Below are 14,295 nucleotides of genomic sequence, written 5' to 3'. Positions count from 1 at the left end.
ATGGAGACGGTGGATTGCGATGTGCTGGTGATCGGCAGTGGACTGGCGGGGCTGCTGACCGCGTATCACCTCTCCGACGACGCCCGCGTGTTGGTCGCGACGAAGCGCGAGCCGTGGGAGAGCAACACCAATTACGCGCAGGGCGGCATTGCGGCGGCAGTGGCGCCGGACGACAGCATTGAGGCCCATGTGCGGGATACCATCGAGGCCGGTGCGGGTTTGTGCAACGAGGCGGCGGTGCGGGAAATCGTTGCGGCCGGGCCGGCGCGGATCCGGGAGCTCGAGCGGTTGGGGATCCGGTTCGAGCGGCGGGAGGGCAGCGAGGAGGAGTACGACCTCGGCCGTGAGGGGGGACACTCGCGCCGGCGGGTGCTGCACGCGGGCGACATTACGGGTCGGGAACTGATTGAGGCGCTGCTGGCGGCGGTGAGTTCCCGGGCGAACGTGCGGATGTGTCCGTACTGGATGGCGATTGATCTGGTGCCGACCGGTTGGCTCGGCGCGCCGGGGCCCGACCGCTGCGTGGGCGCGTATTTCCTGGATCGGACGACCGGCGAGATCCGTGCGGTGCGCGCGGGCTGGACGGTGCTGGCGACCGGTGGGGCGGGGAAGGTGTACTTGTACACGACGAATCCGGATGTGGCGACCGGCGATGGGATCGCGCTGGGATGGCGCGTCGGCCTGCCGATCCGGAACATGGAGTTCATTCAGTTCCATCCGACCTGCCTGTATCATCCGGAAGCGAAGTCGTTTTTGATCAGCGAGGCGGTGCGGGGGGAGGGGGCGGTACTGCTGAACAGTGCCGGCGAACGGTTCATGCCGCGCTACGACCCGCGCGCGGAGCTGGCGCCGCGCGACATCGTCGCCCGCGCGATTGACCACGAAATGAAGACGCGGGGCGACCCGTGCGTGTGGCTGGACATCACGCACCGGCCGGCGGAATTTCTCATCAATCGTTTTCCGAACATTTACGCGCGGTGCTTGAAACTGGGGCTCGACATGGCGCGCGATCGTCTGCCCGTGGTGCCGGCTGCGCACTACTGTTGCGGCGGCATTGAGACGGACACATCGGGGCGGACCGCGCTGCCGGGTCTGTTTGCGGTCGGCGAGGTGGCGTGCACGGGGTTGCATGGCGCGAATCGGCTGGCAAGCAACTCGCTGTTGGAGGCGGTGGTGTGTGCGTACAACTGCGCGAACGCGATCCGGGCGGAGCTTCGCGAGCGGGGACGCCCGCCGCCGGTACGGATCCCGGACTGGAAGACCGGCGATGCGGTGCCGAGCGACGAGGCGGTGGTGGTCGAGCACAACTGGAACGAGGTGCGCACCTGCATGTGGGACTATGTGGGCATTGTGCGCACGAACAAACGGCTGGAACGGGCGGCGCGTCGCATCCGGAATCTGCGGCTCGAGATTCGGCAGTATTACAAGCAGTATCTGGTGACGAGCGACGTGTTGGAACTGCGGAACCTTGCCGCGGTGGCGGAGCTGATCATCCGTTCCGCCCGCTTGCGTCGGGAGAGCCGGGGGCTGCACTACTCGCTGGACTATCCGTGGGCCGATCCGGGGACACCCGGTGTGGACACGGTGCTGCGTGATCCGCCGGGCGGTCCGATCGCGGAGCCGCCGGATGAGTGGCACTGAGATGGCGGGATCCACCGTCGGCGCGCCGGTGCCGTCGGAGGCGGTGGGCGCATTGCGGCCGATCCCGGCTCCATGGGCGTACCGGACCCAATGGGTGCCGGAGCTGGTCGCGGTCGCGCTGGTGGCCGCGGTGTGCGCGATGTTGTTTGCGGGCACTGACCTGGATCTGCGCATTGCCGCGCTGTTTCACGGCGGCGGATCGTTTCAACGACCGTTGGAGCTCGCGCCGTTGTGGGTTTGGCTCTATCGCGGTGCGCCGGTGCTGGTGGCCGCGATTGCGGTGGGATGCGCGGCGGTGTTGCTGGCCGGGGCACGGAATCGCCGCTGGAGGTCGGCGAGCCGGGCCGCGGCGTTTGTGCTGCTGGCCTATGCGGTGGGGCCCGGGCTGATTGTGAATGTCGGCTTCAAGAACTTCTGGGGGCGCCCGCGGCCAGTGCAGGTACGCGAGTTTGGCGGCCAATGGGCATACCAGGATGTGGCGCGCCGGGGCACACCTGGGCGGGGCAAGTCCTTCCCCTGCGGTCATAGTTCGGCGGGGTATGCGCTGACCGCGTTCTGGCTGGTGTGGAAGCGACATCGTCCGCGGCGAGCGGTGGTGGCGCTCGGAGTGGCACTGGCGCTGGGGACAGCGCTGGGCATCGGCCGGATGGTGACCGGTTCGCACTTTGCGTCGGATGTGCTGGCGTCCGGGTTGGTCGTACATCTGGCCAACGTGGTGCTGTACTACTTCGTGATGAATGTGCCCGGGCGGGAGGACACCTGCCCGGGTCCGGAGCTCCCGCTGCGCATCAGCCGGGGTGCGGCGGCGGGGTGGGGGCTGCTGGGGGCGGGCGTGGCAGGGGCCTCGCTGCTGGCGACGCCGTACTATGCGGAGTTTCGCCATGCGCCGGGGCAGTCGCTTTCGAACGGCGCGCGGGTGTGTCTGCGGTTGCCGCCGGCGGAAGTGGCGCTCACGTTGCGCGAGGGAGCGGCGCTGGAGGTGCGGGGTGTCGCGGAGGGGTTTGGGATGTTCCACAGCCGGCTGCTGCGCGGCTGGACTGGTACTGGCGAGCGGTGCGAGTTCACGATGGGGATCTCGGGGTGGTTTACGGATCTGGCGATCACGATGGAGGCGGTGTTGCCGGCCGGTGTGGTCAGCGAGGTGGCGGTGGAGATGCCGCGAGGGGAACTGGCGGTGGACCGGCCCGCGGTGGCGCCCTGGCGGGTGGAGCTCGGAGGGGTGGGTGCCCGACGGTCGGGCGACAGCGCACCGGCGCCGGTGAACGCTCAGCCGTCGGAGACGAGGCGTGTTGGGCAATGGAGCGCGCGCATCGCGCCCGGCGGGTAACGGACGCGCCAGAGAAAGAGTCCTTGCGGCGGCGCGGTCGGCACGCGGGCGGTGCGGACACGGCCGGCGAGGATTGCGTCAGCCGCGTGGGGTTCCAGCTCTCCTCGGCCGACGCGGATCAGAAATCCAGCGAGGCTGCGAACCATCCGGTATAAGAAGCCGTCGGCGACCGCAACAATGATGACGGTGGAGCCCTGCCGGCGCACGTCGAGCCGGCGCAGATCGCGGACGGTGCCGGCGATCTCGCGGTTCGGATTGGCCGCAAACGCGGCGAAATCGTGTCGGCCGACCAACCGGGTGGCGGCCGCCCGCATCGCAGTCACGTCGAGGCGGCGCCGCTCCCAGGCCCGATGGTGGCGCAGAATGGGGTCGGGGACCGGTGAGTTGTCAATGAAGTAGCGATACTCTTTTTCGACGCAGGAGTACCGGGCGTGGAACCCTGGCCCGACCCGACGGACCGAGAGCACGCGCACGTCCGGCGGCAGCAGCGCGTTGAGTCCGAGCTGAAACCTTGGGAGGTCGGGGCGGAGGGGCAGATCGAAATGGACGGGCTGCTGCCGGGCATGAACGCCGGCGTCGGTGCGACCGCTGGCGTGCGCGCGGACGCGGTGGCCGGTGAGCTGTTCGATCGCCCGCTCGAGTTCGCCCTGGACCGAACGGCCGTGCGCCTGAATCTGCCAGCCGCAGAAGTCGGTGCCGTCGTAGCGGAGCACCGCGAGGTGGCGCAGCGGCCGATGCGACGGTGCGGCGGAGAGTCGAAACGACGGCGGGGCGGCCGGGGAACCGGCGCTCATGGCGGGGAGCCCTCGTCGTCGAGGGGGGAGCCGGCGCGCCGGCCGGCTTTCGAGTCGAGATAGTGCTGAAGCAGAATTTGCGCAGCGAGCTTGTCTACGGCACCGCGCCGTTCGCGTTGCCGCAGACCGGCCTCGACAAGCGCCTGTTCCGCGGTGCGGGTGGTGAAGCGTTCGTCCCATAGCTCCACGGGTTGGCCCGTCGCCTCGGCGACCCACTGTGCGAACGCCCGCGCGCGCGCGGCGGCGTCACCTTCCGCACCACAGGTGCGCACCGGCAGACCCACGACGATGCGGCGGACGGTCTTCTGCTCGCAGATGCGTCGCAGTTCGGCGGCGAGCGCGTCGCGCGGTGCGGCGTCCAGCACCACCAGTGGGAACGCGATGGTGGCGGTCGGGTCGGAGATTGCCACACCGACGCGCCGCTCGCCGGGATCGAGACCGAGAATGCGCGTCATGGCCGGTCGACTCGGCGCGCGTTATGCACCGCCTCGCTCATCGCATCGACCCAGCGCCACAGGCCGGCGCGCGCGGCGGGGGTGTGTTCGCTCGCGTGCAGGCGCTCGACGAGCGCGCTGCCGACGACGACCGCATCGGCCCAGCGGGCGGCGGCGGCCGCCTGCGCGGGGGTTGAGATACCAAAGCCGAGTGCGAGGGGAAGGCGGGTGAGCCGCCGCATGCGTCGCAGCACAGCGCGCGCGTCGGGCGAGAGTGTGCGGCGGGCGCCGGTCACGCCGGTGCGGGAAACGCAGTAGATGAACCCGTCCGCGACGCGGGCGATGCGGCGCATTCGTGCCTCGGTGCTGGTGGGGGTGACGAGAAAAATGGGTGCGAGCCCGGCGGCGCGCAGTGCGGGGAGGTAGGGACCGGCTTCGTCCGCCGGCAGGTCGAGGATGAGCACTCCATCCGCGCCGGCGTCGGCGATGCGGCGGACCGCACGTTCGAAGCCCGGCGCGAGCAGCGGGTTGAGGTAGGAGTAAAGGACGATCGGCGCGGGCAGGGCCCGGCGGATCTCGCGCACGATGTGGAGCACGACGGGCAGCGTCGCGCCGGCCCGCAGCGCGCGTTCCGCGGCGGCGGCGTTGACGGGGCCGTCGGCGAGCGGATCCGAGAAGGGCAGCCCCAGTTCGATGATGTCGGCGCCGTGCTCGACGAGCGCGCGGACGCGCGCGACGGTCTGCGGCGGGTTCGGGTCGCCCGCAGCGAGGTAGGCGACGAAGGCCGCGCGGTTCTCGCGGCGGAAATCTTCGAAGAGGCAGCGCAGCCGGGCGCTCATGCGCGCAGTATGCCCGCCATGCGGGGACGCCGCAATGCGCCGTGGCTCGAGTCGGCGGTGTCAGCGTTCGTCGGGCACCGGCGTGAGCAGCACCTCGTCGAGGCCAAACATGTACGCGGGTTTCGCGGCGGGGTTGGCGCCGACGATGGTCACGCCCAGACGGCGCGGCGCACTCCCCCACAGATGTTCACCGAGATCGAACGGCGCGGTGCGCACGACGACGGGATGATACAGATCCACCGGCGTCGAACAGGGTGTGCCGTCCAGATCGAAGCGAACGATCGCGTAGTCGTTGGCTTTGGTCAGCGTGACTGCGAGGCGGTATCGGCCGGGCCGTGGCGCGCCAACGAGGATTACGATCCGATCGCCGGGCTGGCCGCCGGTCCACCAGAGTTGGTCATCGCCGGCCCAGTGGCCGCCGGCAAACTGTGTCATGCGCTGGGTGCGGACGGTCCCGCGGGGCGGAGGGGCGCCGAGCACGTGGCCGCCGGTGGCGGCGGGCGGGCGCACCGCGTAGCCGTGGCGCTGTTCAACCGGCGGCAGTCGGATTGAATGGCGACCGCCGGGTGCGAGGTACCAGAACACGGTGGCCGCGTAAAGGGTGGGCCGGTCGTCGGGGAAGTATTTTTCGAGGCAGCCTTCGAACCGCGTCTGAAACGGCACATTGTCCGCGATGTGCCAGCGCAGCAGGGACTGGTGGCCTTCGTTGTGCTCGGTGACGGTTTGTGCGTGGAATGGTCGCTCGAACCGCTCGGCGCATCCCCACGCGTAGCCGAAGTAGTCTTCGGTGCCGGTACCGAAGGTGGAAGGGAACAGTTCGCCGTCCACAAAGAACTTTTCGTCGCCTTCGCCCCACCACCAGTGTCCCGGTTTGGCCGGCTCATAGGGGCCGCCGATGGGGTTCCACACGTGCAGCATGAGCCCGCAGAAGCGACCGCGTCCCTCCGTGACGAGAAACGGCCAGTCGGGGCGGCGGTCGGCCCGTGGCGGGGACAGCCCGCGGTGCCAGGCCGCATGGAAGCGGAGGTGTTGAGCTGCCGCCGGGTCTGGGCGATGGGCCGCGTGGAGCCGCACGGTGCGCGGCGAGGGGCCGTCGTTCGCGATTTCGATCTCGGCGGAGGAGTCGAACGGCATCGGCCAACGGGCGATCATCCACTGCGGCGTCATCGCGGTGACCCACGTTCGGAACGGGTGCCGGCCGGGCGCAGAGCCGAAGAAGTCACCGAGGGGGCATTCCACCGCGGGCGTTGGGTCGCCGTCCCATCGGATGCGCAGGACCAGCTGGCGGAGGGCAGCGGTTTCGTCGTCCGGTCCCGTAGCCTCCGCGTGTGCGCGCAGCTCGACGATTTTGCGCGGGCCGGCGATGTGGAGTGCGGTGAGGCGGGTGCCTGCGGCGACGACCACTTGCGTTGCGGCCAGAGTGGTGCCCGCGGGAAGCGGTGGGTCGTGCCGGAGCGCGTCGCCGAGTAGCTGGTTGCATTCCTCCAGCGCGCGGCGCCACGACGCGTCCGGAGCGGCGCTGAAGGTGGGGAGATCGGTGCCCGGGGGAAACGTCGAGTAGGTGAAGTGGTAGTAGCGTCCCCAGTTCGTGGCGGCGACGATTTTGCACGATCGCTGGTAGGGAATCGGGACGTAGAGGTTGTGGCCGCGCGCGGCGGTGTAGGCGAGCTGCGGAAAATCGAACGGAGCGTGGCGGCCGGTGAACCAGTTGGTGAAGGGCATGTCGAGAACGAGCTTGCCGTCCAGCACCAGGCGGACGTGGCCGGGGCCCGGCATCGCGGACCAGACCCGCCAGATGCAGCCCGGCCCAGTCATTTCCGCGAGCACGAGGTCGTCGCCCTCCCGGCGAAGGACGCCGGTGCCGTCTGCGTTGGCGTTCCATTCGAGGTAGCGGTCGGTCGCGGGGTCGTAGCGGCTGGCGCGGTCCCAGCTGGACCACTGGGCGCAGCGTTCGCCGGGCGGCGGAGGTTTCGTGAGCAGATCGAGGTCGATGAGACGGCGGACGAGGTCCGGGTAGCTGAGGGCGGCGGATGCGAGTGAGAGCGAGGGCGGCAGCACTGCGAGTGCGGTCCACGCGAAGCTGCGGGTGCTCATGCGTGAATCTCCGTGCGGCGATTAGCGCAAAGGGCGGAGGGCATGTCAACCGTACGGGGGGCGGGGGGCGTCCAACGGTTGGAGGGCGTTGCGGGGGTGTCGTTCAACGGTTGGAGAGGGGAGCGGTATCGGGGTTGTTGCAGCGGGCAAATGGGGCCCGTATCTTGAGCGGGGCGTTCATGGAGCGCGATCTGCACGTGCATACGTTTTTTTCGCCGTGCGCCGAGCCGGCGATGAGTCTGCCGGCGATCCTTGAGGCGGCGGCGGCGGCGGGAGTGGCGGAGGTCGGACTGGCGGATCACCCGCACCGGCCGGGGTTGGCGCGTCATCATCGGATGCTGGACCGGGCTCGGGAGGTGCAGCGGGGGCCGGTGCATGTGTGGATCGGGGCGGAGATCGAAGTGGTGGGGTTTCGCCAGCTGGCGTTGCCGCCCGCGGAACTGCCGGATGCCGACTACATACTGGCGGCGGCGTCGCACTATGACGTGTTGCATGCGCCGCCGGTGCCGCATTTGGAGGACCCGGTGGAGTGGGCGGACCGTTTGATGACGGATCTGGAGAATGCGGTGGGATCGGGTGCTCACGTGATCGCGCATCCGTTTTATGCGTATGCGCTGTTGCATCCGCCGGCGGGCGTCCACGTCGCTCCGATGGACGATGTTTTGGCGGAGATTCGGCTGCCGAGGCTGCACCGGTGGTTGGAGTCGGTGGCCGAGGCGGGGATGGCGCTGGAGATCGGCCCACGGCTGTGTGTGCATCTGGGGTTGGAGTCGTTCATCGAGAACGCCTACCGGCAGGCGCGGCAGCTGGGGGTTCGGTTCTCGACCGGCAGTGACGCTCACCGGCCGGGTGCGGTGGGTGTGCTGGGGCAGGCGGAGTATCTGATGCGGCGGATCGGGATCACCGATCGGGACCTTTGGAGCCCGACATTGGTGTGCCGGGCGCGTCGGGGCATGTGAGGGGGGAGGGTTGGCGATGTCCTCGGCGCTGGTGCTGCTGGACATTGACGGGACGCTGCTGACCACTGATGGGGCGGGGCGCGAGGCGTTTGCGGCGGCGATCCGGGCGGTATTTGGCTGGGAGGATGATCTGGGGTGGGTATCGTTCGCGGGCGCGACAGACCTGGGGTTGTTGCGAACGATCTGTCGGCGACACGGTCGGCGGCCGACCCGGGCGGAGGCCGGGAGGTTTTTCCGTCGGATGGAGGAGGAGTTGGCGAGGCGGCTGACGCGCGAACGGGTGCGGGTGCTGCCGGGCGCGCGACGGCTGGTGGTGCGGCTGCGGCGGCGGGCCGATGTTTCGCTGGCGCTGTTGACGGGGAACAGTCGCGGCGGCGCGCGCATCAAGCTGGAGCGGGCTGGGCTGGACGTGGGGCCGCTGCGCGGTGCGTTTGGTGATGAGATGGGCGATCGGCGACGCCTCGCGCGAGCGGCGTTGCGGCGCGTGGGAGAGGCGGGCGCATGGAGGGCGGTGTGGGTTGTCGGCGACACGCCGGCGGACATCCGCGCGGCGCTGGCGATCGGTGCACGCTCGCTGGCGGTGGCGACGGGGCATTACACGGTCAACGAGTTGCGGCGGGCGGGGGCGACGCTGGCGGTACGGCGTCTGACCGAGGTCAGCGATCTCGCCTTTCTTCGCTGAATCGGCAACCATGGGAGGCGGGTGGATGAGCAAGGGGCGGAGCATGGAGTCTTTCGAGATGCCCGCCAGCGCCCGGCAGTTGGCGGCGATGATGGATCACACGCTGCTGCAGCCGCAGGCGACGCCGCGCGATATTGCCCGGCTGGCGGAGGAGGCGGCCTTGCATCGTTGTCATGCGGTGTGCGTGAACCCCGTGTATGTGGCCGAGGCCCGTCGCCGTCTTGACGGAACGGGAGTACGCGTTTGCACGGTGGTGGGGTTTCCGCTGGGGGCGGCGACGGCGGCGGTGAAGGCGGCAGAGGCGCGGGAGGCGATCGAGCGCGGCGCGTCCGAAATTGACATGGTGATGTTCATTGGTGGGCTGAAGGCGGGGGAGGAGGGGTGGGTGCGTGACGACATTGCCGGTGTTGTCGCGGTGTGCCGGGCGGCGGGGGCGGTGTGTAAGGTCATTCTCGAGACCTGTCTGCTGAGCGAGACCGAAAAAGACTGCGCGGCGCGGCTGTGCGTGGAGGCCGGCGCGCACTTTGTGAAGACCTCCACCGGATTTTCGACGGGGGGCGCGACGGTGGAGGACGTCGCTCGGCTGGCGGCGATCGTGCGGCCGGCGGGGTTGGGGGTCAAGGCGTCGGGAGGTATCCGGACGCTGGAGGATGCACTGCGCATGATCCGTGCGGGCGCGACGCGGCTGGGGACCAGCCGTACGGTCGAGATTCTCCGGGGGTGGTCGGAGCGGGGCGAGAAATGCGGGTAGTCCTGATCGTGCTGGACTCCTGCGGTGTGGGGGCGGCGCCGGACGCGGCGGAGTATGGCGACGAGGGCAGCGCGACGCTGCAGCACGTCGCCGCGGCGGTGGGGGGACTTCGCGTGCCCGTGCTCGAACGGCTGGGGCTTGGATGTGTGCCCTCGGCATTCGGCGGGCTGCCGATCGAAGGCGTGGCGGAGGTGCGCTCGCCCGAGGCGCTGGTGGGCGCGATGCGTGAGCTTTCCGAGGGGAAGGACACGATTACGGGGCACTGGGAGATCGCGGGGCTGTGTTTGCGGCCGGGGTTTGCGCGCTTTCCGCCGGGGCCGCCGTCCTTCCCGCCCGCGCTGGTCGCCGAGTTTGAACGCCGCACCGGCCGGCGGGTGATTGGGAACCGGGCGGCGGACGGCGTGGCGATCATGAACGAGCTGGGCGCCGAGCACCTGCGCACCGGTGCATGGATTGTGTACACGAGTGCGGATTCGGTGTTCCAGATTGCGGCGCACGAGGAGGTCGTGCCGCTGGACGAGCTCTATCGCGCCTGTGAGATTGCGCGCGAGCTGTGCGATCCGCTGCGGGTCGGGCGGGTGATCGCGCGGCCGTTTGTGGGCCGGCCGGGCGAGTTCCGGCGCACCGAGCATCGCCGCGATTTCGCGTTCCGACCGGAGGAGCCGACCGTGCTTGAGCGGCTCACGGCGGCGGGCATCCCCGTCGCTGCGGTCGGCAAGATCGAGGACATCTTCGCGGGGCGTGGCATTGCGCGTTCGCGCCACACCGGCAACAACGCCGATTCACAGCGGGCGGTCGAGCTGTTCCTCGACGAGATGCCGGCGGGGCTGATTTTCGCGAACCTGATTGACTTCGACATGCTCTACGGTCATCGGCGGGATCCGGGAGGGTATGCGTGGGCGTTGGAAGAGGTCGACCGTTGGCTGGGCGGTTTGGTGGAGCGGTTGGGGTCGGAGGACGTGCTGGTGATCACCGCTGATCACGGTAACGATCCGACGTATCGGGGCAGTGACCACACCCGGGAATACGTGCCGGTGCTCGCGCTTCGTCCGGGCCGGCCGGGCGGGCAGCTTGGCGTGCGGGAGGGTTTTGCGGACGTGGCGGCCTCGATCGCGGCGTGGTTCGGGTTGCCGCCGCTGCCCCGCGGCCGGCCGTTTGGCTGGTCCGAGTCCGGAGGGCCGCTGGAATGATTGTGCCGCAGTGGGTGATCGAGAAGAAGCGCGACGGCCAGACGCTCAGCGGGGATGAGATCCGCGGCTTCATCGAGGGGTTCACCCGCGGTGAGATCGCGGACTACCAGGCGGCGGCGTTCGCGATGGCCGTCTATTTTGTGGGCATGACAGCGGACGAGACCGCGGCGCTGACCGACGCGATGCTGCGCTCGGGGGACGTGTTGGATCTGAGTGCGGTGCCGGGGCCGAAGGTGGACAAGCACTCAACCGGCGGGATCGGCGACAAGGTCTCGCTGGTGCTGGCGCCGCTGCTGGCGGCCTGCGGCGCGCGTGTGCCGATGATGTCCGGCCGCGGGCTGGGCATCACCGGCGGGACGCTCGACAAGCTCGAGGCGATCCCCGGTTTTCAGACCCGGCTGAACGAGGAACAGGCGGTCGCGGTACTTGCGGATGTCGGCTGTGTGATGATCGGGCCGACCGCGCGGGTGGCGCCGGCGGATCGCAAGTTGTATGCGCTGCGCGACGTCACCGGGACGGTGCCGTCCGTGCCGTTGATTACGGCGAGCATTCTGTCGAAAAAGCTTGCGGAGGGGGTGGAGCATTTGGTGCTGGATGTGAAGTGCGGGCAGGGCGCGTTCATGCGCGACCTAGTCCGTGCGCGCGATCTGGCAGCGATGCTCGTCGCGACGGCCCGGCGGATGGGGCTCTCCTGCCGGGCGCTGATCACGGACATGAACCAGCCGTTGGGGCGCGCGGTGGGCAATGCGCTGGAGGTGCGGGAGGCGATCGAGCTTCTTCGTGGTGGCGGCCCGCCGGACGTGGCGGCGCTGACGGTGGAGTTGGGGGCGGAGCTGCTCGAGATGGCGCGGCTCGCCCGCAGCCTGGAGGAGGCGCGTGGCCGGCTTCGCGCGGCGCTCGCCGATGGCTCAGCGTTAGAGCGGTTCACCCGGATGATCCGGGCGCAGGGGGGGGACGCTGCAGTGGTGGAACATCCCGAGCGGCTGCCGTCGGCGCCGGTGCGGTTGCCGCTGGTCTCGCCGACCACCGCGTGGGTTGCGGGTGTGGATGCGGAACGGGTGGGGCGCGCGTGCGTGTTGCTCGGCGCGGGGCGCCGGCGCACGGAGGACGCGGTGGATCCGCGCGTGGGTGTGGCCGACCTCGCGAAAATCGGCGCGAGGGTGTGCAAGGGCGAGGTGCTCGGTGTAATCCATGCGGCCGATGACGCCGGCGCGGAAGAGGCGCGGCGATTGCTCGCGGGCGCGTTCACCTTTGTGGACGAACCGCCGGCGCCGCCTCCCTTGGTGTTGGAGCGTCGGGCATGAGCATCGGTGGGCCCTGGGGCGGAGTGGATGCGGAGCGACTGGCCGCCGCGGTCGAGGCGGTTCGGCGTCGCTGGCCCGACGTACGGCCGGCGGGCGGGATGGTGCTGGGGTCAGGCTGGAGCTCCGTCGCGGAGTCGTTCGAGGCGCGGGACGCGATGCGCTACGACGACATCCCGGCGTTGGGCGCGCCGACTGTGGAGGGGCATGGTGGCCGGCTGATTCGAGCGACGGTGCGGGGGGGGGATCTTTTGATTTTCGCTGGACGGCGCCACTTCTACGAGGGAGAGGGATGGACGCCGGTGGTCGCGCCGGTGCACATCCTGCTGGCGTTGGGCGCGTCGCGGTTGCTGCTGACGAACGCGGCGGGCGGGATCGCCCCGCACTGGCGCCCGGGGGACATGATGGTGATCCGCGACCATCTGCATTTGATGGGCTCGAATCCGCTGATGGGGCCGCCGCTCGGCGCGTGGGGCGGCGTGCGCTTTCCCGCGATGACCGATGCGTATTCGCCGCGGTTGCGCGAGACGCTGCTGTCGCTGTCGCGTGCGGCGGGTGTGCGCGCGGCGCCGGGGGTGTACGCTGCGCTGAGCGGGCCGATGTACGAGACGCCCGCGGAAGTGGAGTGGCTGCGCCGCATCGGCGCCGACGCGGTGGGCATGTCGACGACGCCGGAAGTGATTGTGGCACGGGCGGCGGGGATCGAGGTGGCCGGCGTCAGCTGCATTTCGAACCTTGCGGCGGGCGCGGGGGCTGGGGCGCCTTCGCACGAGGAGGTCACCGCGACGCTTCGGGCCGCCGCGCCGGCCGCTGCGCGCTGGTTGCGCGCATTTTGGGAGGCGGAGCTCGCATGAACTCTTCGGGGAAGGGGAGGGACCTCATGGCTGCGGCGAGGCAAGCGGTCGCCGCCGCGCACGCGCCGTACTCGGGCTACCGGGTGGGGGCGGCGGTGCAGGACGAGCGCGGCCGTGTGTTCGTCGGCGTGAACGTCGAAAACGCCTCGTACGGGCTGACGCTCTGCGCGGAGCGTGTCGCGGTCGGCTCGGCGGTGGCGGCGGGCGCACGGCGGATCGTCGCGGTGGCGGTGACCGCGTCCGGCCGGGCGACGCCCTGGCCGTGCGGGGCGTGCCGTCAGGTACTGACGGAGTTCGCGGACGAATCCACCCCCGTGTGGGTGGCCGCTGCGGCCGGGCGGGTGCGCCGGACGACGGTCGGCGCGCTGCTCCCTTACGCGTTTCGATTTCGTGAGCGCCGATGAGATGTTGAACACCCGATTTCCCGCTCCCAGCCGGCCTCTAGAGGATGGCCGCGTGGAATGCGGCCTCTGCCCGCATCGCTGCAAGCTTGCCGAGGGCGCGCGAGGGATTTGTTTCGCTCGCCGTGCGCGGGCGGGGCAGGTCGAGCTGGCGGCGTACGGGCGGATCAGCGGCGTGGCAGTGGATCCGATCGAGAAGAAACCGCTGTATCACTTCCTGCCCGGCAGTCGCTCGCTGTCCTTCGGCACGATCGGCTGCAATCTGTTGTGCCGCTTCTGCCAGAACTGGCACATCAGCAAGCCGAGCGACGAGTCCGCGCTGGATCCCGAACCGGTCGCACCGGAGCAGATCGCGCAGACCGCCCGCCGGGCGGGGTGCGCGAGCGTGTCCTACACGTACAACGAGCCGATCGTCAGCTACGAGTTCACGCTCGATTGCGCGGCGGCGGTCCGCGAAGCGGGCGCGCGAAACGTCGCGGTGACTGCCGGCTACATCGAGCCAGAGCCTCGTGCGACGTTCTTCCGGTGGATGGATGCGGCGAATATTGATCTCAAATCCTTTCGCGAGTCGTTCTACCGGCGTCTGTGCGGCGTCCATCTGGCGCCGGTGTTGGAGACGATCGAGTATGTGGGGCGGCTCGGCTCGTGCTGGCTGGAACTGACCACGCTGATCATTCCAGGAGAGAACGATTCGCCGGGCGAAATCCGGGAACTCGCCGAGTGGATTGTCGAGCGGTTGGGACCGGACGTGCCGTTACACTTTTCCGCATTCCATCCGAACTACCGGATGCAGGACCGGCCGGCGACGCCGCTCGCGACGCTGCGCGAGGCCCGTAGGATCGCGAAAGCGGTGGGGGTGCGGCACGTGTACACGGGCAATGTCTGGGACGAAGAGGGCGCGACCACCTGGTGTGCGCGGTGCGGTGCGGCGCTAATCCGGCGACGCGGCTTTGCGGTGGTGGAGATGCGGCTGGCGCAGGGTGCCTGCCCAGATTGCGGGGAGCGATGTCCGGGGGTATGGGCCTGAG

The 14,295-nt window shown here is 69.8% G+C and carries 14 protein-coding genes; 10 read left to right on the top strand and 4 right to left on the bottom strand.

Features of this window, described 5'->3' with window-relative positions:
• Complete coding sequence (nadB, locus tag N2652_08275; GenBank protein ID MCX7819187.1) at nt 1–1,641, top strand: L-aspartate oxidase; 1,641 nt, start codon at nt 1–3, stop codon at nt 1,639–1,641.
• Nucleotides 1,628–2,968: a phosphatase PAP2 family protein gene (locus N2652_08270; protein MCX7819186.1), complete on the top strand. Its 1,341-nt coding sequence runs from the start codon at nt 1,628–1,630 to the stop codon at nt 2,966–2,968. The genes nadB and N2652_08270 overlap by 14 nt, the downstream gene beginning before the upstream one ends.
• Here N2652_08270 and truA read toward each other — a convergent pair.
• From truA to N2652_08250, 4 genes are read right to left on the bottom strand one after another with little or no spacing between them, the layout of a single operon-like run.
• Complete coding sequence (gene truA / locus N2652_08265) at nt 2,908–3,762, bottom strand: tRNA pseudouridine(38-40) synthase TruA (GenBank protein ID MCX7819185.1); 855 nt, start codon at nt 3,760–3,762, stop codon at nt 2,908–2,910. The genes N2652_08270 and truA overlap by 61 nt on opposite strands.
• Nucleotides 3,759–4,217, bottom strand: coding sequence for a Holliday junction resolvase RuvX (gene ruvX, locus N2652_08260; protein MCX7819184.1), 459 nt, complete (start codon nt 4,215–4,217; stop codon nt 3,759–3,761). The genes truA and ruvX overlap by 4 nt, the downstream gene beginning before the upstream one ends.
• Nucleotides 4,214–5,035, bottom strand: coding sequence for a tryptophan synthase subunit alpha (gene trpA / locus N2652_08255; protein ID MCX7819183.1), 822 nt, complete (start codon nt 5,033–5,035; stop codon nt 4,214–4,216). The genes ruvX and trpA overlap by 4 nt, the downstream gene beginning before the upstream one ends.
• 60 nt (nt 5,036–5,095) lie before the next feature.
• Nucleotides 5,096–7,129 carry a DUF2961 domain-containing protein gene (locus tag N2652_08250; protein MCX7819182.1) on the bottom strand — a complete coding sequence of 678 codons (2,034 nt, stop codon included), beginning with the start codon at nt 7,127–7,129 and terminating at the stop codon, nt 5,096–5,098.
• 179 nt (nt 7,130–7,308) lie between these two features.
• On the opposite strand from N2652_08250, the gene N2652_08245 reads away from it, so the two are divergent.
• From N2652_08245 to amrS, 8 genes are read left to right on the top strand one after another with little or no spacing between them, the layout of a single operon-like run.
• Nucleotides 7,309–8,088 (top strand): PHP domain-containing protein, encoded by a 780-nt coding sequence (locus N2652_08245; protein ID MCX7819181.1) that lies wholly within the window; start codon nt 7,309–7,311, stop codon nt 8,086–8,088.
• A 16-nt stretch (nt 8,089–8,104) separates the two neighbouring features.
• Nucleotides 8,105–8,770 (top strand): haloacid dehalogenase-like hydrolase, encoded by a 666-nt coding sequence (locus N2652_08240; GenBank protein MCX7819180.1) that lies wholly within the window; start codon nt 8,105–8,107, stop codon nt 8,768–8,770.
• A gap of 25 nt (nt 8,771–8,795) precedes the next feature.
• Complete coding sequence (gene deoC, locus N2652_08235; protein ID MCX7819179.1) at nt 8,796–9,521, top strand: deoxyribose-phosphate aldolase; 726 nt, start codon at nt 8,796–8,798, stop codon at nt 9,519–9,521.
• Nucleotides 9,512–10,711 carry a phosphopentomutase gene (locus N2652_08230; protein MCX7819178.1) on the top strand — a complete coding sequence of 400 codons (1,200 nt, stop codon included), beginning with the start codon at nt 9,512–9,514 and terminating at the stop codon, nt 10,709–10,711. Before deoC ends, N2652_08230 begins: the two co-directional genes overlap by 10 nt.
• Complete coding sequence (locus tag N2652_08225) at nt 10,708–12,015, top strand: thymidine phosphorylase (GenBank protein ID MCX7819177.1); 1,308 nt, start codon at nt 10,708–10,710, stop codon at nt 12,013–12,015. The genes N2652_08230 and N2652_08225 overlap by 4 nt, the downstream gene beginning before the upstream one ends.
• Nucleotides 12,012–12,866, top strand: coding sequence for a purine-nucleoside phosphorylase (locus N2652_08220; GenBank protein MCX7819176.1), 855 nt, complete (start codon nt 12,012–12,014; stop codon nt 12,864–12,866). The genes N2652_08225 and N2652_08220 overlap by 4 nt, the downstream gene beginning before the upstream one ends.
• Complete coding sequence (gene cdd, locus N2652_08215; GenBank protein ID MCX7819175.1) at nt 12,863–13,270, top strand: cytidine deaminase; 408 nt, start codon at nt 12,863–12,865, stop codon at nt 13,268–13,270. Before N2652_08220 ends, cdd begins: the two co-directional genes overlap by 4 nt.
• Before the next feature lies 1 nt (nt 13,271).
• Complete coding sequence (gene amrS, locus N2652_08210; GenBank protein ID MCX7819174.1) at nt 13,272–14,294, top strand: AmmeMemoRadiSam system radical SAM enzyme; 1,023 nt, start codon at nt 13,272–13,274, stop codon at nt 14,292–14,294.
• The last annotated feature ends 1 nt before the right edge of the window (nt 14,295 follow it).

This window comes from Kiritimatiellia bacterium, assembly GCA_026417735.1.
In the GTDB taxonomy this organism is placed as follows: Bacteria; Verrucomicrobiota; Kiritimatiellia; order PWTM01; family PWTM01; genus CAACVY01.
Note: the sequence above shows the minus strand (reverse complement) of the source record. Positions and strands in the feature narration are given on the sequence as shown.

Bases quoted from the DNA above. Each gene is read 5' to 3' on its own strand.
- nadB (MCX7819187.1), top strand. From the start codon at position 1: ATGGAGACGGTGGATTGCGATGTGCTGGTGATCGGCAGTGGACTGGCG.
- N2652_08270 (MCX7819186.1), top strand. From the start codon at position 1,628: ATGAGTGGCACTGAGATGGCGGGATCCACCGTCGGCGCGCCGGTGCCG.
- truA (MCX7819185.1), bottom strand. From the start codon at position 3,762: ATGAGCGCCGGTTCCCCGGCCGCCCCGCCGTCGTTTCGACTCTCCGCC.
- ruvX (MCX7819184.1), bottom strand. From the start codon at position 4,217: ATGACGCGCATTCTCGGTCTCGATCCCGGCGAGCGGCGCGTCGGTGTG.
- trpA (MCX7819183.1), bottom strand. From the start codon at position 5,035: ATGAGCGCCCGGCTGCGCTGCCTCTTCGAAGATTTCCGCCGCGAGAAC.
- N2652_08250 (MCX7819182.1), bottom strand. From the start codon at position 7,129: ATGAGCACCCGCAGCTTCGCGTGGACCGCACTCGCAGTGCTGCCGCCC.
- N2652_08245 (MCX7819181.1), top strand. From the start codon at position 7,309: ATGGAGCGCGATCTGCACGTGCATACGTTTTTTTCGCCGTGCGCCGAG.
- N2652_08240 (MCX7819180.1), top strand. From the start codon at position 8,105: ATGTCCTCGGCGCTGGTGCTGCTGGACATTGACGGGACGCTGCTGACC.
- deoC (MCX7819179.1), top strand. From the start codon at position 8,796: ATGAGCAAGGGGCGGAGCATGGAGTCTTTCGAGATGCCCGCCAGCGCC.
- N2652_08230 (MCX7819178.1), top strand. From the start codon at position 9,512: ATGCGGGTAGTCCTGATCGTGCTGGACTCCTGCGGTGTGGGGGCGGCG.
- N2652_08225 (MCX7819177.1), top strand. From the start codon at position 10,708: ATGATTGTGCCGCAGTGGGTGATCGAGAAGAAGCGCGACGGCCAGACG.
- N2652_08220 (MCX7819176.1), top strand. From the start codon at position 12,012: ATGAGCATCGGTGGGCCCTGGGGCGGAGTGGATGCGGAGCGACTGGCC.
- cdd (MCX7819175.1), top strand. From the start codon at position 12,863: ATGAACTCTTCGGGGAAGGGGAGGGACCTCATGGCTGCGGCGAGGCAA.
- amrS (MCX7819174.1), top strand. From the start codon at position 13,272: ATGTTGAACACCCGATTTCCCGCTCCCAGCCGGCCTCTAGAGGATGGC.